The 22,129-nt window shown below is 72.8% G+C and carries 18 protein-coding genes and 3 pseudogenes; 6 read left to right on the top strand and 15 right to left on the bottom strand.

Going from position 1 to position 22,129, the window contains the following annotated elements; genetic code table 11:
• Positions 1–11: 11 nt before the first annotated feature.
• Together ACIBBH_RS10290 and ACIBBH_RS10285 are read right to left on the bottom strand one after the other, a co-directional pair.
• Positions 12–1,700, bottom strand: a complete 1,689-nt coding sequence (locus ACIBBH_RS10290) for a carbohydrate binding domain-containing protein (RefSeq protein ID WP_399403809.1) — start codon at positions 1,698–1,700, stop codon at positions 12–14.
• Between the two features lie 147 nt (positions 1,701–1,847).
• Positions 1,848–2,993: an ATP-grasp domain-containing protein gene (locus ACIBBH_RS10285; RefSeq protein WP_399403808.1), complete on the bottom strand. Its 1,146-nt coding sequence runs from the start codon at positions 2,991–2,993 to the stop codon at positions 1,848–1,850.
• 307 nt (positions 2,994–3,300) lie between these two features.
• On the opposite strand from ACIBBH_RS10285, the gene ACIBBH_RS10280 reads away from it, so the two are divergent.
• Both ACIBBH_RS10280 and ACIBBH_RS10275 read left to right on the top strand, forming a co-directional pair.
• Complete coding sequence (locus ACIBBH_RS10280) at positions 3,301–4,209, top strand: metallophosphoesterase family protein (protein ID WP_399403807.1); 909 nt, start codon at positions 3,301–3,303, stop codon at positions 4,207–4,209.
• Entirely contained in the window at positions 4,157–4,837 is a 681-nt protein-coding gene (locus ACIBBH_RS10275; protein ID WP_399403806.1) for a 4'-phosphopantetheinyl transferase, read from the top strand. Before ACIBBH_RS10280 ends, ACIBBH_RS10275 begins: the two co-directional genes overlap by 53 nt.
• 80 nt (positions 4,838–4,917) lie before the next feature.
• Here the strand turns inward: ACIBBH_RS10275 and ACIBBH_RS10270 are convergent, their stop codons facing one another.
• Positions 4,918–5,145, bottom strand: coding sequence for a hypothetical protein (locus tag ACIBBH_RS10270; RefSeq protein ID WP_399403805.1), 228 nt, complete (start codon positions 5,143–5,145; stop codon positions 4,918–4,920).
• A gap of 222 nt (positions 5,146–5,367) precedes the next feature.
• Between ACIBBH_RS10270 and ACIBBH_RS10265 the strand changes: the two are divergent.
• Positions 5,368–5,862: pseudogene (locus ACIBBH_RS10265) on the top strand (alpha/beta fold hydrolase); the annotation flags it as partial.
• Between the two features lie 128 nt (positions 5,863–5,990).
• On the opposite strand, the gene ACIBBH_RS10260 reads toward ACIBBH_RS10265, so the two are convergent.
• Complete coding sequence (locus tag ACIBBH_RS10260; protein ID WP_399404030.1) at positions 5,991–6,533, bottom strand: toxin-antitoxin system, toxin component; 543 nt, start codon at positions 6,531–6,533, stop codon at positions 5,991–5,993.
• A gap of 32 nt (positions 6,534–6,565) precedes the next feature.
• Positions 6,566–7,222, bottom strand: coding sequence for a helix-turn-helix domain-containing protein (locus ACIBBH_RS10255; protein ID WP_399403804.1), 657 nt, complete (start codon positions 7,220–7,222; stop codon positions 6,566–6,568).
• 239 nt (positions 7,223–7,461) lie between these two features.
• On the opposite strand from ACIBBH_RS10255, the gene ACIBBH_RS10250 reads away from it, so the two are divergent.
• Entirely contained in the window at positions 7,462–8,133 is a 672-nt protein-coding gene (locus tag ACIBBH_RS10250; protein WP_399403803.1) for a hypothetical protein, read from the top strand.
• Between the two features lie 58 nt (positions 8,134–8,191).
• On the opposite strand, the pseudogene ACIBBH_RS10245 reads toward ACIBBH_RS10250, so the two are convergent.
• The 10 genes and pseudogenes from ACIBBH_RS10245 to ACIBBH_RS10200 all read right to left on the bottom strand — a co-directional run.
• Positions 8,192–8,521: pseudogene (locus tag ACIBBH_RS10245) on the bottom strand (cache domain-containing protein); the annotation flags it as partial.
• Between the two features lie 233 nt (positions 8,522–8,754).
• Positions 8,755–8,895, bottom strand: a pseudogene (locus ACIBBH_RS10240) (2Fe-2S iron-sulfur cluster-binding protein); the annotation flags it as partial.
• Positions 8,896–8,952: 57 nt separating this feature from the next.
• Entirely contained in the window at positions 8,953–9,615 is a 663-nt protein-coding gene (locus ACIBBH_RS10235) for a spherulation-specific family 4 protein (RefSeq protein WP_399403802.1), read from the bottom strand.
• Positions 9,612–10,523 carry an NAD-dependent epimerase/dehydratase family protein gene (locus ACIBBH_RS10230; RefSeq protein WP_399403801.1) on the bottom strand — a complete coding sequence of 304 codons (912 nt, stop codon included), beginning with the start codon at positions 10,521–10,523 and terminating at the stop codon, positions 9,612–9,614. The genes ACIBBH_RS10235 and ACIBBH_RS10230 overlap by 4 nt, the downstream gene beginning before the upstream one ends.
• Positions 10,524–10,530: 7 nt before the next feature.
• Entirely contained in the window at positions 10,531–11,244 is a 714-nt protein-coding gene (locus tag ACIBBH_RS10225; RefSeq protein ID WP_399403800.1) for an NDP-sugar synthase, read from the bottom strand.
• 54 nt (positions 11,245–11,298) lie between these two features.
• A complete protein-coding gene (locus tag ACIBBH_RS10220) occupies positions 11,299–12,300 on the bottom strand; it encodes a GDP-mannose 4,6-dehydratase (RefSeq protein ID WP_399403799.1) in 1,002 nt (333 codons plus the stop codon).
• A gap of 80 nt (positions 12,301–12,380) precedes the next feature.
• Positions 12,381–13,805 (bottom strand): hypothetical protein, encoded by a 1,425-nt coding sequence (locus tag ACIBBH_RS10215; RefSeq protein ID WP_399403798.1) that lies wholly within the window; start codon positions 13,803–13,805, stop codon positions 12,381–12,383.
• Entirely contained in the window at positions 13,802–15,322 is a 1,521-nt protein-coding gene (gene pelF, locus ACIBBH_RS10210; protein ID WP_399403797.1) for a GT4 family glycosyltransferase PelF, read from the bottom strand. The genes ACIBBH_RS10215 and pelF overlap by 4 nt, the downstream gene beginning before the upstream one ends.
• An 87-nt stretch (positions 15,323–15,409) precedes the next feature.
• On the bottom strand, positions 15,410–17,551 hold the full coding sequence (locus ACIBBH_RS10205) for a hypothetical protein (protein WP_399403796.1): 2,142 nt from the start codon (positions 17,549–17,551) through the stop codon (positions 15,410–15,412).
• A gap of 404 nt (positions 17,552–17,955) precedes the next feature.
• Positions 17,956–18,483, bottom strand: a complete 528-nt coding sequence (locus ACIBBH_RS10200) for a hypothetical protein (protein WP_399403795.1) — start codon at positions 18,481–18,483, stop codon at positions 17,956–17,958.
• Between the two features lie 478 nt (positions 18,484–18,961).
• On the opposite strand from ACIBBH_RS10200, the gene ACIBBH_RS10195 reads away from it, so the two are divergent.
• Positions 18,962–21,013: a phosphocholine-specific phospholipase C gene (locus ACIBBH_RS10195; RefSeq protein WP_399403794.1), complete on the top strand. Its 2,052-nt coding sequence runs from the start codon at positions 18,962–18,964 to the stop codon at positions 21,011–21,013.
• A gap of 65 nt (positions 21,014–21,078) precedes the next feature.
• Complete coding sequence (locus ACIBBH_RS10190) at positions 21,079–21,909, top strand: phospholipid scramblase-related protein (protein WP_399403793.1); 831 nt, start codon at positions 21,079–21,081, stop codon at positions 21,907–21,909.
• The last annotated feature ends 220 nt before the right edge of the window (positions 21,910–22,129 follow it).

Genomic DNA, 22,129 nt, shown 5'->3' with positions numbered 1-22,129 from the left:
GACGTCTCGGTTCAGCCGGTGAAGCCGGCCGTGACCGAGGTGAACTGCCAGGTGCTCTGGCTGATGCCGGAGCAGTTGCTCACCACGCCTCCGCCCGCGCACGGCCGGTCCCGGTTGACCGCCCAGAAGGCGAGCCGGGCGATGTGGTGGGAGTTCGCCCAGTCCCGGATCTGGGTCCAGATCGCCGGGGTGGTGTTCTCCTGCTGGTCGGACAGGCCGTTCATGCCGGAGATGCCGATGTGGGAGTAGGCGGTGGCGTCGTCCCAGCCGAAGGCCGACTTCAGCTTGGCCTTCAGGCCCTCGGCGGCGTTGACGGTGTTGCCGTACATGTCGGAGCCGCCGCCGAAGTCGAACGGCATGATCGTGAACACGTCGATGTTGGCGCCGAGCGACTGGGCCTGCTCGATGAGCCGGTTGCCGTAGTAGGTCGGGCCGGTGGTCGAGGTGCCGAAGGTGACGATCGTCTTCAGGCCGGGGTTGTTGGCCTTGACGGTCTTGAGTGCGGTGAGGATCTTCGCCTGCACGGCCTCGTTCTCGAACTCGTCCGTGTTCTCGATGTCCATGTCGATCGCCTTGAGGCCGTAGGCGTCGATCACCTTCTGCAGGGCCCCGGCGAGCGCGCTCGCGGAGGAGCAGTTGGCGCCGAGCTTGCTGCCCTGCCAGCCGCCGAAGGACGGGACGATGTCACCGCCGGCGGAGCGGATGGCGTTGATGGCGGTCTGGTCGGCGCCGCCGGTCAGCGGCCGGCTGCCGTCCCAGGCGGGGGTGCAGCCACCGGAGTCCAGCACGAACGCCATCGTGAACCACTTGATCCCGGTCGCGCTCATCACCGTGGTCGGGCTCGGCGGATCGCCCCAGCCCTCGTACAGATAGGGCGCCGCCTGCTTGAAACCGGTGCCGCCGCCGCTGCCCGCGTCCGTGGTGACGCTCACGGCGTTGGAGGCCGCCGAGACGTTCCCGGCCGCGTCCCGCGCCTTCACGGTGAAGGTGTAACCGGTGCTCGGCGACAGCCCGCTGACCGTGGCGGTCGTACCGGAGACGCTCAGCACCTGGCCGGCGCCGCTGTAGATGTCGTACGCCGTGACGCCCACGTTGTCCGTCGAGGCGTTCCACTTCAGCGACACGCTCGACGACGTCTTGCCGGTGGAGGTCAGGCCGCTGGGAGAGGTCGGCGCCTGGGTGTCCGAGTCGCCGCCCCCGCCGCCGGGCCCGTCGAGGCTGATGTCGTCTGCGTAGTAGGTGCCCTGGGCGTACCAGCCGTGGACGTAGATCGTGGCGGCGGTCTGGGACGCGCCGGTGGTGAAGGACACCGACAGCCGGCTGTACGCCGAGGGAGACGTCGTCCAGGTGGAGGCGCCGCCGTTCACGCCGAGGTAGACGTAGGAGCCGCGGACCCAGCCGCTGAGGGAGTACGTGGTGTTCGGCTGGACGGAGACGGTCTGGGTGCACTGGGCGTTGTCGCTCGAACTCACCGCCCCGGCGAGGGCCTTCGAGCCGCTGTGCACGGGGGAGGAGACGACCGAGCCGAGGTTGCCGGCGCAGGTCCAGGGGGAGAGGCCGCCCGACTCGAAGCCGGGGTTGGTGAGGATGTTGGCCGCGTGGGCCGTGCCGGGGAGGGCGATGGCCCCGGCGAGTGCCAGGGCCGCGGAGCCGAGCAGGGCGAGGATGCGACGTCTGGAACGTCTCAGTGTGTTGCGCACGCGATCTCCCTGAAGTGATGGGGTGTTCGGGAGTGCACGGGTGTGTGCGGGGGCAGTGCGGAAAGCGATGCGCAACCAAGTTGGTATGGACCAATCGCGGTGTCAAGGCTCTACGCCATGATTGGTCCAGACCGGTGGGGCGGGGGGCTAGGCCGGAGCGGTGGCGGCGGCTCCCGCCTCCGTGGTGACCTCGCAGGCGGGTTCGGCGGCGGGCGCGGGCATCGCCGGCAGCAGCGGCTCCGCCTCCTGCGAGCGCTGCCGCGGCAGCGACACCGGCCGCACCGGACGCGGCCCGGACACCACCGCGTAGTCCTGCCCCAGGAACGGCGGCTCGATCTCGCCCGGATCCTCGCCGAGCGCCAACTGCACGGCCGCCCAAGGGGCGTTGACGCCGCACAGCGACAGCTGGTGCAGGCCGCCGGCCGGGCGCGTGTTGACGTCGAGCAGCACCGGCCGCTCGCCGAGCATCCGGAACTGGATGTTGGACAGGTAGTGCAGCCCGAAGCCCTCCGCGATCAGCCGCGCCGGCGCCAGCCACCGCTCGTCCAGCGAGAACCCGCGGCGGCGGCCGTTCTTGGTGCGGCCCACCGCCAGCCGGACGCGGTTGTCGGGGCCGGTCAGGCAGTCCACCGACACCTCCGGCTCCGCCAGGCGCGGCATGACCAGCCAGTCGACCTTCTCGTCGGCCTCCCGCAGCGCCGTCACCACCAGGTCCAGCGGCACGTCGGGGCCGGGGAAACCACTCAGATGCGTGAGGGAGAAGGGCGCACGGGTGACGACGCGGAAGCCCACCCCGCCCGCACCGGCGGCCGGCTTGAAGCACGCCTTGTGCCCGGCAGCCTCCAACTCGTCGACGGCCGCGGCGAGTTCGTCCGCCGTGCGCACCCGCCACCACGGCGGTACCGGGACGCCGACCGAGCGGACCGCCTCGTACGCCGTCGCCTTGTCCTCGAACACGGCGACCGCTTCGGGGGTCGGCGCCAGCAGCGCCGTACCCGCCGCCTCGAACTCGGCGCGGTGCGCCACGATCGCCGCCTGGTGCAGCCGCGGCACGAACACGTCGATACCGCGCCGCGCGCACTGGTCCAGGGCGTACTCGACGTACGCGGCCGGGGACAGGCCCTCCGGCTCCAGGTCGGCGGTGTCGGCGGCGGCCAGCACGGGGGAGTCGGGGTCGCCGTGCGTGGCATGGATCTCGACCGCCCGGTCGCTGGGATTTCTCCGCAGCTGATCCATGAAGAACACGTTCTCCGCGTACGTGCGGTTGAGCCAGACGCGTACGCGAGAGAGCATGCAGGCCGCCTTTCGGGGTTTTCGGGCACGGCTCAGCGCGGCCCGTGCCCGGGCAGGATGGCTGGAGGGACACCAAACCGCCCTGGCGAAGGGAGTTCGTGGCGGTGGTGTTGGGGCGATCATACGGCTTTCAAGGGGCCCGGCGTGCAACGCGCGTGTTACGGATTCACCGCTCCTGCCAAGCCGCTCGGCCGGTACCGTGAACCAAGAGCTCCGGGGCGCGTCCTCGTACTGTCGCGGATTGTCCTTGTCCGGTGACCGCGAATGTGTTCTCGTGGTGTCACTGACATGATCGGAAGGGGCCAGGGTGGAGTCGACGGCCGGCCGGGCCGGGCGGTTGCTGGCCATCAGCGACCTGCACATCGGGTACCCCGAGAACCGCGCGCTCGTCGAAGAGATGCACCCCGAGTCGGACGACGACTGGCTGATCGTGGCCGGCGACGTGGCGGAGACCGCCGCCGACATCCGCTGGGCCCTTCAGACGCTCGCCGGCCGCTTCCGCAAGGTCCTGTGGGCCCCCGGCAACCACGAGCTGTGGACCCACCAGCGCGACACCGTCACCCTGCGCGGCGTCCCCCGCTACGAGCACCTCGTCGACATGTGCCGCGAGCTGGGCGTGACCACGCCCGAGGACCCCTACCCCGTCTGGCACGGCCCCGGCGGCCCGGTGGCCGTCGCCCCGCTGTTCCTGCTGTACGACTACTCCTTCCTGCCCGCAGGGTGCGCCACCAAGGAGGAGGGCCTCGCCTACGCGCACGGCACCGGCATCGTGTGCAACGACGAGTACCTGCTGCACCCCGACCCCTACCCCAGCCGCGAGGCCTGGTGCCGCGCCCGGGTCGCCGAGACGGAACGCCGGCTCGCCGAACTCCCCGAGGACCTGCCCACCGTCCTGGTCAACCACTACCCGCTGGACCGGCATCCGACGGACGTCCTGTGGTACCCCGAGTTCGCCATGTGGTGCGGCACCGGCCTGACCGCCGACTGGCACCGCAGATTCCGCGTCACCACCATGGTCTACGGTCATCTCCACATCCCGCGGACCACCTGGCTCGACGGCGTCCGCTTCGAAGAGGTCTCCGTGGGATACCCCCGCGAGTGGCGCAAGCGCCCGGAACCCCCGGGAAGGCTGCGCCGCATACTGCCGATGGAGGTCGGATCCGGTGATCGAGGAGCTGCTTCCGGACTCGGTCGTGGCCGTGGAACTGCACGGTGACGACCAGCTCCGGGACGCCCCGCTCTACCCCGAGGAAGCGGCACTCATGGCCCGGGCGGTGACCAAGCGCCGCCGCGAGTTCTCCTCCGTGCGCGCCTGCGCCCGGCTCGCCATGGAGAAGCTCGGCGTGCCCGCGCAGCCCGTGCTGACCGGCGAGAGCGGGGCGCCGCGCTGGCCGGCCGGCCTGGTCGGCAGCATGACCCACAGCGACGACTACTGCGCCGCCGCCCTCGCCCGCGCCACCGACCTGGCCTCACTCGGCATCGACGCCGAACCGCACGACGTGCTCCCGGAGGAGATCGTCTCCTACGTCTTTTTGCCGCCCGAGGCCGACCGCCTGCGCCGGCTCGCCGAGGAGCGGCCCGACGTGCACTGGGACCGGATCCTGTTCAGCGCCAAGGAGTCCGTCTACAAGGCGTGGTTCCCCCTGACCGGCCAGTGGCTGGACTTCGCCGAGGCCGACATCGAGATCGTCCCCGAGCCCGGCTCCGGCCCGCAGGGCCGCCTGCACGCCGAACTCCTCGTCCCCGGACCCCTGGTGGGCGGCCGTCGCGTCGGCCGTTTCGAGGGCCGCTGGAGCGTGCGGCGCGGCGTCGTCACCACGGCCGTCGTCGTGCCGCATTCCTGAGGCAGCCCGCCGGGGTCCGCCGCCCGGGCGGCCTCCGGCCGCGCCGCGGCCCGGCTCGGGCCCGCGGCCCGCGGCCCGCATCAGGGCCGCGGACACCAGCCGTGCAGCAGCCGGAAGAACTGCTCCTCGTTGCCCGCGAGTCCGGCGTCCGCCAGCGCCCGCTCCGCCTCGGCGAGCACGGCGGGCGGGACCACCACGGGACGGGTACCGTCCGGCGGGCCGTCCAGTGCGGCGCGCACGGTGTGCAGCAGCCGCAGACAGGCCTGCACGGCGGTGCGCTCGCGGTCGGTCAGTGCAGCGGTGGGCATCACTCGGCTCTCCCCGTTCGGCGTCACGGTCCACGCACCCCAGGGCGCGTACGCCGCACACGGTGGCGGCGCACATCCAGCTTGCCGTCCGCCACTGACAACGCCGCCCCGCCGCGTCCCTCTTCGCCCGCTCAGCCGAGGCGCAACCTCACCGAAACACCCTGGCGGAACGCCCTTTCTACGCTTGACGTCCCGCGACGGCGCCCGGCGCGCGCCGCACGGCTGCGACCGGTGCGCGACGGCGAACTCGAGCCGCGGTACCGCGTGGCGCACGGCTACCGGCGGACCTTCCGGATGGCCGGCCAGGCCCCGCACTGGTCCTCGTGCACGGCGTCGGCGACTCCTCGGCGACCTGCGCGGACCTGATCCCCGGCCTCGCCCGCTCCCACACGGTGATCGCCCCGGGCCTGCTCGGCCACGGCGCCCCGGACAAAGCCCCGCGCCGACTGCTCCGTGGCCGCCTACGCCAACGGCGTGCGGGACCTGCTCACCACGCTCGGCATCGAGTCCGCCACTCTGGTCGGGCACTCGCAGGGCGGGGGCGTCGCCATGCAGTTCGCCTACCAGTTCCCCGAGCGCACCGAGCGGCTCATCCTGGTCGGCGCGGGCGGCGTGGGCCGCGAGGTCAACCCGGTGCTGCGCCTGGTGTCGCTGCCCGGCGCCCGCCTGATGCTCGCCACGCTCCGGCTGCCCGGCATGCGACTGCAGCCCGGCCTCGAGGGTGCCGGCCACTTCGGGAGCTGCTCCTGCGCGGCCGGCCCGGCACCGCCGGCACCGCCGCAGCGGAGCACGACCTGCGCGGGGCGAGCGAACGCAGCGCGACCTGACCACCGGTGGCCCCGGCCTCACCCCTGCGGACCGAGATACCCCAGTGACGCCTCGATACGGCCCGCCACGTCGTCGCGCTGCACGGGACCGCGCAGGGACGAACCGGCCAGCCACGTACGGCACTTGCTGGCCAGCAGCAGGCCGAAGGTCTCGGCCTGCCGCTCCTCGGCCAGGTCGAAGCGGGTCCGGGCGGCCACCCTGTGCACGGTGGCCTCCAGGGCCGCCTGGTCCGGTGCGTCCCCCAGCAGCCGCGAGGCGGCGAAGCCCACGCCGTCGACGTGATGGCCGCTGTGGTCGGCCTGCATGTGCCACAGCTCGTGCCCGAGAATGACCAACTGGTGGTCGGGCGCGGTGCGCTCCTCGACGACGACCAGGTCCCGGTCGGTCATGTCCAGCCACAGCCCGCTGGCGGTGCCGGGCGGGAAGGTGGCCGTACGGAAGAGGACCGGCCGGCCGCGGCGGCGGCTCATCGCCTCGCACAGGGCCGTGTACAGGTCGTGCGGCCGCGCCGGTGCGGGAAGGGTCAGCTCGGCGACCAACCCGCCGCACAGACGGCGCATTTCCCTGGCGATGCCCACTGTTCTCCCTCGGTTCACGACTCGGGTCGCTTGACGCTCTCCAGGAGCATGTCCAGCCACTCCGCGACCTTGTCGCGGTGCTGGTCGGTGGGCAGCTGCGCGGCCCGCCAGGCGATCCCGCGGACGCCGTGGTCCTGCAGCAGCCGCTCCAGCGGATCCTGTGCGGCCTCGGCCGCCGCCCGCTCGCGGCCGGCCAGCTTCTGCAGCAGCTCCTGTTCGGTGCGCTGCAACGCGCCCGCGAGGGCCTCGGGGTCCTCCGCAGTGAGGAAGCCGGCGTGGACGCGGAAGAAGCGCTGCAGCGCGTCGCAGTGCTCCATCGTGGGACGCCGGTCGCCGTTGATGAGGGCGCCCGCCTGCTGCCGGGACATGCCCGCGCCGTCGGCGATCTCCTGCTGGGTGTACCTGCGTCCGTTGGGCTTCAGCCGGGTGCGGCGCAGCAGGTCCAGGCGCTGCAGGAACCGCGCCTGCACATCGGGTTCGCCCGCGGGCCGGCCGCCGAGGAGGGCCCCGACCACGGGCTCGGGGACGCCGCAGGCGACGGACAGCCGCCGCACGTCGAAGACCTCGGAGTGCGGCACACCGAGCCGGTCGGCGAGCGCGGTGACGCGGGCGACGACGGCCGGCAGCTGGTCGGTCGCCGTGGCGCCCGGATCCTCGTAGCCATCCGTCACCGACAGATCTCCTACGTCTCTCAGAGGCTCATCACGAACGAGGCTCATCACAAACGGTTGCCGTGAACTTCCCGGAGAGTAGCGGGTGCTTCGAACTCACATCCAGGTCTCGCCACAACTGTGGCCAATTTCAGCCGTCAACAGGCATGAAATGCCACGATAGTTGACATCACTCTTGTCGGGGCAGCAGGATCAGGGCGCCGCGTGAAGGCCGCAGAGGCAAGAGGGGTGACCTCCCGATGGCACATCAGGCAGGAGGGCAGCGGCCGGCGCCGCGGCCCGTCCCCGAGGGTCTCGAGGCGCAGGCGTATCTCCAGGACTACGCCACGCTCCTGCAGGCCGTCCACTTCCCGTCCTTCGTCGTGGACCACCGCTGGGACGTCGTCCTGGCCAACAGCGCGTTCGAGTCACTTTTCCGGGGCGTCGGCCCGCATCCGACGGCCATGCCGGGCGACAACTTCCTGCGGTTCGTGTTGTTCCACCCGGACGCGGCCACCGTCCTCGGCGAGCACGAGCCGAGCTGGTGCCTGCCGATGCTGGCGCACTTCAAGGCCGCCCTGGAGCGCAGCGCCCACGACCCCGGGCTGCAGGCGATCCGCCGGGACATCACCCAGGACCCGCTCATGGAGGCCGCCTTCCGGCAGGGCCTGCCGCACTGGATCCGCGCGGTAGGCGAGGACGCCGCCGAGCACGACGGCGCCGTCCGCCCGCTGCTGCACCCCGATCCGCGCTGGGGCGCCACCGAGTGCCGGATCGTCGGCGAGACCCCCCGCACCCTGGAGGCCCTCGGCTACACCCGCCTCACCCTGGTCCTGCGCGACGCCCGCCGCCCCGCCGCGGTCCCGCGTCGCCCGCGCCGCGTCCGTGGCGGCGCCGGCCACCTGACCGTCGTTCCGGCACCGGAGGCCTGACCCGGCACCGTCGGCGTTCAGGTCGCCGACGGCGCCGGGCCGGACCGCCGCGGAGCTCTCACCCCGGTGCCACGACCAGCACCAGCGGCACGCCCCGGCACGGCACCAGTCGCGTACCACCGGACGTCTCCGCCCTGGCCCGCTCCAGCACGGCCGCGAAGTCCGGCCCCCTCGTGAGGGATCCGGCCAGGTGCGCCGGGTCCGCCGGGGCCGCCACCCGGCCCCGGGCGTTGACCAGGTGGGCTGCCCCGGGAAGCCCCCGCAGGAGGGGCAGTACGGCCGCCTCGAGGTGCCGCAGGTACACGTCGGCCGCGGCCACACCCGCGAACCGGCCCGCCACCCGGACCGGCGCGGACAGCGTGAGGCTGTACTCGTCGGAGCAGAGGTATGTCGGTCGTCCCGATCTACGTCGCGCAGCGGCTGTCGGCGGACACGGCGACCGGGAGCAGGGTCTGACCGTCCGACCCCGCGACCGGATCCACGCACGTCGTTTCGGCCGGGACGGCGGTGCCTTTCGATTCCCCGACTCCCTGATGCGCGGCATCCGATGCCTCGAGTGCGGCCGCGCGCACAGTCAGAGGCCGAGTACGAGCCTGCCGGCCCGCGCAGCGCGACACCCAGATCACCATGGCCTCGCCGGGACGTCGTCTCGCAGGTGCCACAGGTGCCCTCGGTGCAGGAGTGAAGCACCTCGACACCCGCGGCGCGTACGGTGCCGAGGACGGAGACGTCCCGCGGGACCGTGAGGGGGCGGCCGCTCCTGCCCGTGATGCCGGTCGGCGTCCACGCAGCCCTGTTGGCCGCCGCGCCCTCATTCCGTCAGCACTCCACGCCGTTCAGTGCGGGCGTCAACCGCCCCCAGGGATTGGGAGGTTCACCCGTCACCGGACCGCACACCGCCGCCCCGCGCTCGTGGGCGGTGCGCACGGCGAGGGGGACGAGGGCCTCGGGGACGCCGTAGACGAGGTGGCACAGCCGCTCGGAGGGGTGGCGGGCCGTCCAGGCCGGCCGGGTGAAGGCGGAGACGTACGTCGACCAGTGGCCCTCGAAGGTGACGGTCAGGTCGGCGAGGCGGGCGTATCCCGGCGCCGGGTGGACACCCGGGTTCAGTACGACCGTGCCGGCACCGAGGCGGCGCACCGTCCGGACCAGCCTGCGGCAGGCGGGCAGTCCGGCCGGGGCCGCGGTCACCCGGTCGAGGAAGCAGCCGTCGGCCGCGTACCACACCTGGTGCCGGCGCAGCTCGTCGGCGATCTCGGCCCGGTCGCGGGCCCCGTAGTCGGTGTCGACATAGCCGAGCAGCCGCGCCCCCGCGGCCCGCAGCGCCTCGGCCGCCGCGGCGAACGCCCGGTCGGGGGCCCTGCCCGGTCCGCTCGCGGGGTTGAGGACGACCGCGTACGTCCGGGCGGCGGACCTGATCAGGCGGTGCCAGGCACCCGGGTCCTGGGCCGGGTGCACGTACAGCGGGATCAGCAGGCTCACGGGACCCGGCCGCCTTCCCGGGCCGCCGCCGCCCACAGCGCGGCCAGCGCGTCGTCGAGGGTGTACGACGGCCGCCAGCCCAGGGCCTCGCCGGCGGCGGTGACGTCCGAGCACTGCCACGACACCTCGGCCGAACGCGCCGACCCGCCCTCCGTGTCCTCCTCGATCCGCCCCGCGAAGTCGGCCCGGCCTGCCAGGACCCGCACCAGCTCCCGCACCGGGACCGCACGGCCCCCGCTGACATTGAGCACGGGCGGCAGCGGGCCGGGTGCCGTGACCGCCCGCGCCGCCGCCCGGGCGACGTCGCGTGCGTCGACGAAGTCGCGGTGGGCGGACAGGTCCCCGAGCCGCAGCACCGCCTCCGGGTCCGGGCCCGCCGCGCGCAGCAGTGCGGCGATCCGGCCGGGCAGGGAGGAGGCCGGCGCCCCCGGCCCTACCGGGTTGCCCACCCGCAGCACCACCGCGTCCAGGCCGGAGGCGGTAACCGTGACAGTGCCCGCGAGCTTGGTCGCGCCGTACGGGCCGACCGGCCGGGTGGCCGCCGACTCCGTCACCGCGGTGCCCGGGCGGCCCGGGCCGTACTCGGCGGCCGAGCCCAGGTGGACCAGACGCGCCGCAGGGGCCGCCGCGCGCAGCGCCGCGCACAGCACCGCCGGGCCGCGGGCGTTGACCTCGGCGAGGGTCACGGCGTCGCCGCCGGTCGCGCCCGCGCAGTTGACCACGGCGTCGGGTGCCGCCGAAGCGAGGGTCTTCGCCAGCCGCTCCGGCCGGTCGGTGGCCAGATCGACGGCGAACGCGGCGGCGGGCGAGCGGCCGCCGCCCAGGACCAGCGCGCCCGGCAGGGCCCGCAGCCGCTCGACGACGTGAGAGCCCAGGTATCCGCTGCCGCCCAGGACGAGAATGCGCATGCGGTGCTCAGTCTCCCTTGAGCAGAAGCGACTTGCGGGTGGTGAACTCGGCGTTGGCCCGGTCGTAGTCGTCCGGGCGGCCGATGTCCAGCCAGTACCCTTCGAAATCGTAGGCGTACGGCGGCTGTTGTTTTGCCAGCAGGTCGAGGACCAGCTCGTCGAAGCCCAGCGGCAGCCCGGGCGTGTAGCCCTCCAGGGTGGAGCGCGACAGGCCGTAGACCCCCATCGAGACGCGGCAGTCGACGCTGGGCTTCTCGGTGAACGCGACCACCTTGCAGTCGTCCGTCGTCAGCACCCCGAAGTCGATCTGCACGCTCCGGGCGTACGTCGCGATGGTCAGCGGCGCGCCCGCCTCGCGGTGGGTGCGCAGTACGTCGGCGTAGTCGAGGTCGGTGAGGACGTCGCCGTTCATCACCAGGAACGTCTCGGGCAGCCTGTCGCGCAGGGTGAGCAGCGGGCCCATGGTGCCGAGCGGGCTGTCCTCGGTGGCGTAGTCGACGGCCATGCCCCACTGCGAGCCGTCGCCGACGTACGCGCGGATGATCTCGCCCAGGTGGCCGATGGCGAGGGTGCAGTGCGTGAAGCCGGCCGTGGACAGCTGGCGCAGCACGATCTCCAGGATGGCGTACTGGTCACCGATGGGAACGAGCGGCTTGGGCAGCGACGTGGTGTAGGGCCGCAGCCGGACGCCCTTGCCTCCCGCCAGGATCACCGCGTACATGGAACTCCTCCTTCGTGAACGTGCGCAGACGTGCTGGGACGGTTCCGGACGCGATCAGATGTTGTAGATGCCGGTCTTGTACCGGGCCAGGTTCGCCGGGTCGCGGAAGAACTCCACGGTGTGCGCGAGGCCTTCCTCCAGCGTGTGCGCGGGCCGCCAGCCGGTCGCCGCTGCGAGCCTGCTCGCGTCCGCGACCAGCCGCATCACCTCCGAGGCGGCGGGCCGGATGCGACCGGCGTCCTCGCGCACGTCGAGGGCGGTGTCCATCACCTTGCCGATCAACGCGACCAGGTCGCCGACCGAGATCTCCCCGCCGGTACCGGCGTTGAAGGTGCGGCCCACGACGCGCTCGGCGGGTGCGGTGCCGACCGCGAGGAACGCCCGCGCGGTGTCCCCGACGTACGTGAAGTCCCGGGTGGGACGCAGGTCGCCGAGGGTGATGGTGCGCTCCCCGGCCGCCACCTGCCCGATCACCGTGGGGATCACCGCGCGCATCGACTGCCTGGGCCCGAAGGTGTTGAACGGCCTGAGCGTCACCACCGGAGTGCCGAAGCTCGCGTGGTAGCTGTCGGCCAGCCGGTCCCCGCCCGCCTTCGAAGCGGCGTACGGCGATTGGGTGTTGACGGGGTGGTCCTCGGTGATCGGCACGGTCTGCGCGGTGCCGTACGTCTCGCTGGTGGAGGTGTGCACCAGTCGGGGCGTGCCGAGCGCGCGCACCGCCTCCAGCACGTTGAGCGTGCCGGTGACGTTGGTGTCGACGTAGCTGTGCGGCGCCCGGTAGGAGTACGGGATCGCGATCAGTGCGGCCAGGTGGTAGGCCACGTCGGCTCCTTCGAGCAGCCCGCGCACCGAACCCGGGTCGCGGACGTCGCCGAGGACGATCTCCACCTGGTCCAGGACGTCCGGGCGCAGGGTCTCCAGCCAGCCGTACGAGGAGAAGGAGTTGTACTGGGCCATCGCCCTGACCCGGAACCCGGAGGTGACCAGGGTCTCGGTCAGGTGCGAGCCGATGAAGCCCTCGGCTCCGGTGACGGCGGCGAGCGGTGGTGAGCTCAACGGGGGTGTCCTTCCGGTGGGTCGGGGTTCGCATGCGCGTGCAGGGAGGTACAGGGAGGCGGTCCACAGGGGCCGGGGCGTCACATGTGCCGGGCCGGCCGGCCGAGCAGCCGCAGCGCGCACGCCGCCAGACACAGCGCGGCGGCGCCGCAACACAGGGACAGGACCCGCGGGCCCGGTGGGAGGCGCAGCAGCGTGACCGCCCCGGCGCCGCCCGCCGCCGCCAGGCAGATCGCGGCCGACGGCCAGGCCACCCCGAACGCCTGGAGCAGCAGCGCCGTCCACAGGGTGGCCGCCAGCAGCAGCAGCGCGACCGGTTCGGCGCCGGTGAGCAGGGCCGCGGGCAGCAGGGGAAGCACGTAGGCGAGCAGACAGCCGGCGAGGATGCCGGCCGACCGCAGCAGGAAGGCGGCCGGGGACGCGGTCGCGCGCAGCGCCGAGACCGACAGCCCCCGGAACCGGTACAGCAGCCACTCGGCCGGTCCCATGCTGGCCGTCAGCGCGATCACCGCGTACGGCTCCCGCCGGCCCTCCAGCAGCACCAGCACCCCGGCGGCCAGCCCGAACAGCCCGTACGGCAGGGAGGCGAGCAGCCGCGGCGGGGCGGCGCCGGGTGCGGCGGGGGCGGCGAGTGCGGCCCGCAGGACACGGCCGGTGACGGCGAGGGCCGCCGCCAGCGCCAGCAGGGGCAGCCCGGCCCGCGCCCAGGTGCCCGGCTCCCACCAGGGCAGTACCGCCGCCCCGGCGACGAGCGGGGACAGCGCGGCCAGCAGCAGCCGCTCCCGGGCCAGCACCAGCAACACGCCCGCCGCCGCCAGGTACAGCGACTGTGCCGCGGCCACCAGGGTCACCGGGCCGCCCCCGGCGGGCAGTGCGGCGACACCCGTGGCCACCGCCGCTCCCACAGGCGCCCCGGTCAGCAGCGTACGGGCGGCCTCCCGGCGCCCCGTCGCCATCCTGAGGTGGGCGCGGTGACCGAGCGCCTGCCCCCAGGCCCACGACACGAGCCCCGCCACGATCAGCACGGCGGTGTGCCGACCGGCGTTCCACAGCGGTGCGGTGAGCGGGTAGGCCAGTCCCGGCAACGCGAACAGCACGCCCCGCAGCAGGCAGCGCACATGGTCCGGGCGCCAGGGGCCGGCCGCCGGGGCGGGCTCGGGGAACGTGCGCGGCACCCGCTCGTACAGCGCGGCGGCCAGCGAGAACAGGTTCGGATGCCGGTACCGCTCCCGGATCACGTCGGCCGACAGGCCCTCCGCCTCCAGCAGCGCCGCGACCTCGTAGGGGTGGACGGCCGGGCCGACGCGGTCGGCGAGTTCGGCGGCCAGCCGGCTGACCGCCTCCTCGTCGGGACCGGGTCCCGGCAGCCGGACGGCGAGGGCGGTGTCGTCGAGGGCCCAGCTCGGGCGGCGGCGCGGCCGGCGGGGCCGGCGGGGTTCGGCCAGCCGGAGCGCCAGGGTGTCCCGTTCCGCGCCGCCGGGTTCGAGGGACATCGGCCCGCTCATCCGGCCAGGCTCCCCGTGCCCGTGCCCGCCGGCGTCAGCGTGCGGAGCGAGGCCTCACGGGCCGCCGGGTGCCGCTCCGGCGTGGGCAGTTCGAGATAGATGGACCGGAAGGTGTCGATGGTCTGCCGCAGGGTGAACTGCTCGATCACCCTCAGCCGAGCCGCCTCGCCCATCGCCCGCCGCCGCGCCGGGTTGCCCAGCAGCTCCAGCGCTGCGGCGGCCATGGCGGCCGGATCGCGCGGCGGCACCACCAGGCCGGTGTCGCCGACCGCCTCCCGCACCCCGCCCACGTCGGTGGAGACGGTCGCCCGCCCGCACGACATCGCCTCGATCAACGTGAACGGGAAGCCTTCGCTGATGCTGGAGAGCATCACGACGTTCCCGGCCGCGTAGGCGTCCTTGATGTCCTCCACCCGGCCCTCGAACGTCACGGCGTCCCCGTGCCCGAGCTCGGCGGCCAGCGCCGCGCACCGCTCCCGATAGGCCTCCCCGCCTCGCGGCGTGCCGCCGAACAAGCGCAGACGCGCCTGGGGTATTCGCTCCCTGACGAGGCAGAAGGCGCGGATGAGGGTCTCCAGGTCCTTGATCGGGTCCACCCGGCCCGCCCAGCTGAGGGCGGGCACGTCCGGCTCCGGTCCGGCGGGCGGGAACGCGGCCGGGTCCACGCCGTTGTAGACCGTGCGGATCGACCGCGGATCGGCACCGCCCTGCTCCTCCCACAACCGGTTGTAGCGGTTGCCCGGCGTGATCAGCGCGGCCCGGCGGTAGCTCTCCTCCGCCAGCAGCCGGAAGAAGCCCAGGACCACGGCCTTCACGGGCCAGCGGTAGGGGGCGGTGCGGTAGCCGAGGTAGCGCTCGCGCAGATAGACGCCGTGCTCGGTCAGCAGCAGGGGAACACCGTGCCGTTCGAGACCGGCGAGCCCCGGTAGGACCGCGACACCGCCGCTGACCGCGTGCGCGACCCCCTCCTCGGGGGGCGGCGCGGCCAGCGGGCGCAGGGCGTGCTCCAGCAGGGCGGTCGCGGTGAGCGCGTCGTGCAGGGTCGGCCGGGCCTCCCGTACCGCCAGGCCCGGACGGTTCCACACGGCGGCCAGGACAGCCACCGCCCGGTCACCGCGCAGGAACGCGCTCAGCGTCCCGTCCGCCGCCGCCCGCGCCATGCCGTACAGGGCGGGCGCGAACCCGTCCTCGGCGCACGGATCGAGCAGCGCGGTCAGGAAGTGCTCGTAGGCGGCGGCGAGCCGGTGGCGGGCCCGGCCCCGGGGCGGGCGGCCGTCGGGCGGGGCACCCCACATCGGGACGGACCGGAGGGACGAGACGTGCGCGGGCAGGTCCCACACGACGGGCTCGCGTCCGCTGCCGGTGACGGCGACGACATCGAAGTCGATGCCGGGCATGCCCTGGACGAGCTGGTCGCACCAGACGCTGACACCGCCGTGACTGTGCGGATAGGTACCTTCGGTGAGCAGGGTGACGCGCGTTGCGCCGGGGCGTCGCGCGCCGTGGTGAACGTGCATCGATGTGCTCCACGGCCGGGGTGTGGGGTCGTCGTGCCGGTCCCGGCCACGGGTGGGCGGCAGGGACCTTCGGGTCGGTGCGCCCGTTCAGTTCTCCGCGGTGACGGTGTACGGAACCTGGTCCTTCACGCCCGCCGGGACGCGGGTGTCCGGGGCGGGCCTCGTGGCCGTGACGGCCTCGCCCGCGTCGGCGGTCGCGGCCGGGGCGGCGGCGGTCGACGGCAGGGTGAGGGTCAGCGGGGAGCCGGCCGAGGGCGTCCAGCCGGACAGCGCGCCCGCGTACGCCTCGCCGTAGCCGGAACCGTTCAGCGTCGTGCCGGTGGGCAGGGTCGCGGTGACCGCGACACCGCTGGGCGCGTCGACGGTCACGGTGCCGCCGATGCGGTAGGCGGTGACCTGCCCTGCCCGCAGAGCGGTCTGCCAGGCGGCGCGCCGCTTCAGCTCGGTGCCGATGTCCTTCATCCGCAGGTTCACCACGGGGGTGTTGTCCGCGAACAGGGCGTCGTAGCCGTCGAGGACGCCGTCCAGCACCGGGTAGGCGACGCGTTCCTCGGCCAGGTTCGACTGGTGGATGAAGTGCGGCCTGGGGTCGTTGGACAGAACGTGCCCGAGGTCGGTCCGTGTTTCCTGCGGCACGATCCGGTCCGCGTAGCCGGTGGTGGTGTCCAGGGGTGCCGTGAGGCAGGTGGTGGTCGCCGGACTGTCCTCGCAGACGCCGCTGCCGCCCTGGGCGCGGGAGGTGTAGATCCAGTTGTACTCGTCGACCTCCTCGGCCGCCTTGCCCGCGTTGTAGAAGACGTTCACCGGATAGCGGGGGACGGTCAGGGCCGGGCCGACCCGGCGCTGGCCGGGCTCACGGGAGTTGTCCGAGCCGGTGTAGGCGATGCCGTTGTCGGCGAGGGCGAGCGCCAGGCCGGGGTTGTCGGCGGGCTGCTGGGGCAGCACCATCAGGCCCGAGTGCTCGCCGGTCACCAACTCGTCGTCCCGCAGAGGAAGTCCGGCCGTCCTTCCCCAGACGCGGTTGTTCGCGATCTCGTCGTCGACGGTCGTCCGGCTGACCCACTCGGTGCTGCCGTCGGCGTTGGTGGCGCACTTCCAGGGCACCACCGTGGTGTCCTGCTCGCAGCCCAGGAAGGCGTGCGTGTAGGTGTGGTTGATCCAGCGGAACCGGTTCCGGTCGGCGATCAGCTTGTCGGCGAGCTCGTCCACGCCGTCGTTGTCCGCGCGCTGGTCGACGCTGCCGGCGCCGTTGAAGGCCAGGTCGAGGGTGAAGTGGTGCGCGCTCTGCCAGGCGGTGGCGTGGTCGACGTCCGCGGACGTCATGCGGATCGGGCTGGGCTTGCCCTGGTCGTTGGCGCAGTCGACGTCGCCGGGCGTGCAGTTGAGCCGGGTGTCCCAGCGGTCGTCGGCGGCGAACACGTCGTCGACGTGCACGGCGAAGTAGTTCCGGGAAGCGCCCAGGTGCACGCCGCCGGTCATCCACTCCACGATGCCCCGGGCCAGCAACCGGAACTGCTGCTGGTACTGGTTGCAGACGAAGGTGACGACCAGCTCGCGCCGCCCGTCGTGCCGGTACTCGCCCACCAGCGAACCCTGCTTCGGTGTCCCCGGGATGGGCGCCTCGATGTACGGGGTGAAGTCCGCGCCGGCGGCGGGCGACGCCAGGTAGGCGTAACTCTCGCCCACGGACGGCGAGTTGTCCTCGAAGAGCACCGCACCGTCGAGGTAGCCGAAGGGGCCCGCCTTGCCGGCGGTGGTCACCTCGGCCCGTACGCCGTCGACGCTGCCGGAGTAGCCGCCGGAGACCGGGTACTGGAGTCCGGCCTCCGGACGCGCGTAGGTGTAGGCGTCGACCTGCGGGATCGCGTACGTCTGCTCGTAGGCCGCCAGGGCCGCCATCTCGGCGGAGCCGGCCGCGAAGGGGTTGTCGTTGGGCAGGACGACGGCCTGGTACTTGGCGCGGGGCCCGCCGTCCAGGGTGTCCGCGAGGAAACCCGCACCGATCACCGGACGGTTCGGCCGAGTCAGGTCGACCTCGGTGTACGGCGTGCCCGCCGTGTCCAGTTCGGCCGCGATGGCGTCGGTGGCCGGGCCGCCGTCGCTCACCAGCAGGACCCTGAGATCGATGCGGGGCTCGGTGGTGTCCGCGTGTGCCGTGCCGGCCGGCAGGCCCAGTGCGGCGATGAGCGCGCCCACCGTCGGCGCGGTGGTGCGTAAGGTGCGCTTCATGCGGTGAAGTCCCCTCCCCGGGCAGGGGCGAGCACGGCTCCCATGGAGCGGACGCACCCCCTTGCGCGACCCCGGCGTCCCCCTCAGAAGCCGGTCGTCGACGCATCCGTCGGGTCACATGGTGAGGTCTGTGTGCAGCTTCCGTGGTCGTGTTGCGAAACATGACGTGAAAGCGCAGGTGGCCAAATGGGCCGGCTGCGTCGTCGATTTCGGCGTTCGACGGTGGCCGGGGCACGCGGCCGGTGAGGGGGACTGAGAACCCCCGCCCGCTGGTCCGGGGCCTGAAACGCGCACCCGGCGGACCCGTGGGGTCCGCCGGGCGGTGTACCGGTGGTCCGGACCGCGCCGAATGCCGGGGTGCGGGGGTCGTTTCAAGTCATGCGCGCTGCGGTTCCGGTGGCCCGTCAGGCGCAGAGCACGCGCGTCTCGGGCGTGTGGACCGGGCCGCCGCTGGTGTTCGTGCTGTCGCTGAACTCGGCGTAGTAGTACGAGTAGAAGCCGATGTTGCCGTTGCAGCCGGAGTCGGCGGCGACCTGCAGCGTCAGCGTCACCGTGCGGCTCTGCCCCGGCGGGATGGTGGAGCCGTAGTCGGTCCCGAGGTTGGCCGGGCCGGTTCCGGAGCACGGGGTGCTGCCGGCGGCCGTGGCCAGGGAGCAGCCGGTGAAGCCGTACTTCAGGTCGGGACGCTGGGTGGTCAGCCAGGTCGGGTCGATCGTCTGGTACACGAACCAGATGTCGTAGGTCCTGTGGTTGGTGATCGTCATCGACAGGTTCACCGTGCCGCCGGGCGTGGTGGTGGCGCTGTCGGAGGTGAACGTCAGGTCGGCCGGCGCGGGGTCGGCCGCGCTCGCGTTCGGGGTCAGGCCGAACACGGCGAGCAGGAAGGCGAGGACGGTGGTGGGGCCGAGGCGTCTCATCAGTGGTGATCGCATGGCCCGGGAGGCTAGGCAGCCGGCGAACGCACCGTCTGCCCCTGCGGGGATGCCCGGAGGGCTGGTCGGCCGGAAGCGCCCCTGACGTGAGGGCCGTGTGGCACTGATGTGATGACTGCTCACATTCGGTAAGCGTGCACGGTGTTCAATGTACGGCCGACCGGTGCGGCAGGGTGGGCACGTGCCGGACGGCCCGGTGAGGGCGACGGGCGGCATTGGCGTGGACCGAACGGTTCGGGCCGTGCGGAGGAACGGTCGCCCGGGGCGGCAGTGGCGATGTTCTCGGCCAACCGCCGCTTTCCGGCCCCCTTTCCGGCGCGGCGTCTTCTTGGTGAGGTCTTGGCCTCACGTACCGACGCCTGTCACATGGATGCCACCGGGCCCTTCCCTGACGTTCGGTGCTCTTGGAACACTCGCACCGCGCATCATCCGTCACGTTCCGGCCACCCCGTACGCCAGGATGAGAGGTCCCTCACCCATGCCCGAAGTCAACCGGCGCCGATTCCTCCAGCTCGCGGGTGCCACCACGGCGTTCACCGCACTGTCCAACAGCATCGAGCGCGCCGCCGCGCTGCCCGCCGACCATCGCACCGGGTCGATCGAGGACGTCGAGCACATCGTCGTCCTCATGCAGGAGAACCGTTCCTTCGACCACTACTTCGGCTCACTCGGAGGCGTCCGCGGCTTCGGTGACCCGCGCCCGGTGACCCGCCCCGACGGAAAGCCGGTGTGGTACCAGTCGGACGGCACCAGGGACCTGCTGCCGTTCCACCCCGACGCCGACGACCTGGGGCTCGCGTTCATCCAGGACCTGCCGCACGGCTGGAACGACGGACACGCCGCCTTCAACCAGGGCAAGTACGACACATGGGTGCCCGCCAAGTCGTCGACAACGATGGCATACCTGACCCGCGACGACATCCCGTTCCACTATGCGCTCGCCGACGCCTTCACCGTCTGCGACGCCTACCACTGCTCGTTCATCGGTTCCACGGACCCCAACCGCTACTACCTGTGGACGGGATACACCGGCAACGACGGGCAGGGCGGCGGACCGGTCCTCGGCAACGACGAGGCGGGCTACGCCTGGACGACGTACCCCGAGCGCCTGGAGAGGGCCGGGATCTCGTGGAAGGTGTACCAGGACGTCGGCGACGGCCTGGACGCGAACGGATCCTGGGGCTGGATCCAGGACGCCTACCGCGGCAACTACGGTGACAACTCCCTCCTCTACTTCAAGCAGTACCGGACCGCCCGGCCCGGCGACCCGCTGTACGACAAGGCCCGTACCGGCACCGACGCCGGCGCGGGAGAGGGCTTCTTCGACCGGCTCAAGGCCGACGTCAAGGGCGGCAGGCTGCCGCAGGTGTCGTGGGTCGTGGCTCCGGAGGCCTTCACCGAGCACCCCAACTGGCCGGCCAACTACGGCGCCTGGTACATCGCCCAGGTCCTCGACGCCCTCACCTGCGACCCGGCGGTGTGGGCGAAGACGGCCCTGCTCATCACCTACGACGAGAACGACGGATTCTTCGACCACCTGATCCCGCCCTTCCCGCCGGCCTCCGCCGCGCAGGGCAGGTCGACGGTCGACGTCGGGCCGGACCTGTTCCAGGGCGACGGCAGCCACGTGGCCGGGCCCTACGGGCTCGGCCAGCGCGTGCCGATGCTGGTCGTCTCCCCGTGGAGCAAGGGCGGTTACGTCTGCTCGGAGACGATGGACCACACCTCCGTCATCCGGTTCATGGAGCGCCGCTTCGGCGTGCACGAGCCGAACATCTCGCCCTGGCGGCGGGCCGTCTGCGGCGACCTGACCTCGGCCTTCGACTTCTCCCGTACGGACACCCGGCCGGTCTCCCTGCCGAGCACCGCCGGCTACCGGCCGCCGGATCACGACCGCCACCCCGACTACGTGCCGGCACCGCCCGCCGGCCCGGCCCTCCCCAGGCAGGAGCGCGGCCACCGGCCCACCCGCCCGCTCAGGTACGCGCCGGTGGTGGACGGTTCGGCGGACACGGCGGCCGGGACGTTCACGCTCACCTTCGCCTCCGGGGCGAAGGCCGGCGCCGCCTTCCTCGTCACCTCCGGCAACCGCGCCGACGGCCCCTGGAGTTACACCACCGAGGCCGGCAAGTCCGTCTCCGACACCTGGAACTCGGCGTACTCCGGCGGCTCCCACGACCTCACCGTGCACGGCCCGAACGGCTTCCTGCGCGTCTTCAAGGGGCCGGGGAAGACCTCCGGCCCCGAGGTCACCGCCCGGCACTCCGGCGACGACATCGAACTCACCTTCACCAACAAGGGCTCCGGCACGGAGCGGCTGAAGCTGACCGACGGCTACGGCGGCCGGCCGCGGACGGTCACCGTGCGGCCCGGGGCGAGGGTCCGGCTCACCGTGGACCTCGCGGCGAGCCACCGCTGGTACGACCTCACCGTCACGTCCGGCGCCGACCCGGCCTTTCTGCGCCGGTTCGCCGGACATGTCGAGAACGGGCGCCCCGGAGTCAGCGACCCGGCGATCGTCACGGATTAAACGGACGATGAATACCGCAACGTGGGACTGGTCAGGTACCGGTCAGCTCAGGGTAGTGTGCCCCGGTGACCACGCAATCGAACACTCCTGCAGGCTGGTACCCCGATCCGCACGGGGCGCCCCAGACACTCCGTTACTGGGACGGCGTGCAGTGGACCGACCACACCAGCCCGGACCAGCAGGGCGCCCAGCAGGCTGCTCCGCAGGCGGCCGTCCCGCAGCAGCCCGCCGGTGACGACCGCGTGCAGCGGCAGGTGCAGCAGCAGGCAGGAGTCGCCGCCGGCGGCCCCGGCGGCGGCACCCTGTTCACCGAGCCGGTCCTGGTGGTGAACCAGAAGGCCAAGCTGATCGAGGTGACCAACGAGTACAAGGTCATGGATCAGAACGGCAACCAGATCGGCTCGGTCGTCCAGGTCGGGCAGGGGATCATCAAGAAGATCCTGCGCTTCGTCTCCAGCCTCGACCAGTTCATGACGCACAAGCTGGAGATCCGCGACGCCTACGGCCAGCCGCAGCTGCTGCTGACCCGGCCGCGGAAGATCTTCAAGTCGAAGGTGCTCGTGCAACGCCCGGACGGCTCGCCGGTGGGCGAGATCGTCCAGCAGAACATGATCGGCAAGATCAACTTCGCGATGAACGCGAACGGCCAGAAGGTCGGTGCCATCAAGGCGGAGAACTGGCGGGCCTGGAACTTCGCCATCGTCGACCACGCGGACAACGAGGTCGCCCGGATCACCAAGACCTGGGAAGGCCTCGCCAAGACGCTGTTCACGACCGCGGACAACTACGTCCTGCAGATCCACTATCAGCTGCCCGAGCCGCTGCTGAGCCTCGTGGTGGCGACGGCGCTGACCGTCGACACGGCGCTGAAGCAGGATGCGCGGGGGCTGGGCTGACCTTGGCCTGCGGCATGCGGGTCGGCTGCGGTACAACGAACTTCGCATACGGCTTCCGTGTCCGATCACGGCATACAGTAGGCAACGGCGGCCGGGGGGGGGGGGGGGGGCCCCCCCCCCCCCCCGCGCCCTGCGGGGGGGACACAGCGGGCGGTGGGGGCCACCCGGCCGGCGCCCGGGGGGCAAGCGCGGGTGGGGGCCGGCCCCGCCCCCCGCCCCC

The organism is Streptomyces sp. NPDC051636 (genome assembly GCF_044453765.1).
Classification (GTDB): domain Bacteria; phylum Actinomycetota; class Actinomycetes; order Streptomycetales; family Streptomycetaceae; genus Streptomyces.
The sequence above is the reverse complement of the archived record's forward strand: the minus strand, read 5'-3'. Positions and strand labels throughout refer to the sequence as shown.

Coding starts and splice junctions, on each gene's coding strand:
- ACIBBH_RS10285 (WP_399403808.1), bottom strand. CDS start 2,993: ATGCTCTCTCGCGTACGCGTCTGGCTCAACCGCACGTACGCGGAGAAC.
- ACIBBH_RS10270 (WP_399403805.1), bottom strand. CDS start 5,145: ATGCCCACCGCTGCACTGACCGACCGCGAGCGCACCGCCGTGCAGGCC.
- ACIBBH_RS10260 (WP_399404030.1), bottom strand. CDS start 6,533: ATGCGCCGTCTGTGCGGCGGGTTGGTCGCCGAGCTGACCCTTCCCGCA.
- ACIBBH_RS10250 (WP_399403803.1), top strand. CDS start 7,462: ATGGCACATCAGGCAGGAGGGCAGCGGCCGGCGCCGCGGCCCGTCCCC.
- ACIBBH_RS10230 (WP_399403801.1), bottom strand. CDS start 10,523: ATGCGCATTCTCGTCCTGGGCGGCAGCGGATACCTGGGCTCTCACGTC.
- ACIBBH_RS10225 (WP_399403800.1), bottom strand. CDS start 11,244: ATGTACGCGGTGATCCTGGCGGGAGGCAAGGGCGTCCGGCTGCGGCCC.
- ACIBBH_RS10215 (WP_399403798.1), bottom strand. CDS start 13,805: ATGAGCGGGCCGATGTCCCTCGAACCCGGCGGCGCGGAACGGGACACC.
- pelF (WP_399403797.1), bottom strand. CDS start 15,322: ATGCACGTTCACCACGGCGCGCGACGCCCCGGCGCAACGCGCGTCACC.
- ACIBBH_RS10205 (WP_399403796.1), bottom strand. CDS start 17,551: ATGAAGCGCACCTTACGCACCACCGCGCCGACGGTGGGCGCGCTCATC.
- ACIBBH_RS10200 (WP_399403795.1), bottom strand. CDS start 18,483: ATGCGATCACCACTGATGAGACGCCTCGGCCCCACCACCGTCCTCGCC.
- ACIBBH_RS10195 (WP_399403794.1), top strand. CDS start 18,962: ATGCCCGAAGTCAACCGGCGCCGATTCCTCCAGCTCGCGGGTGCCACC.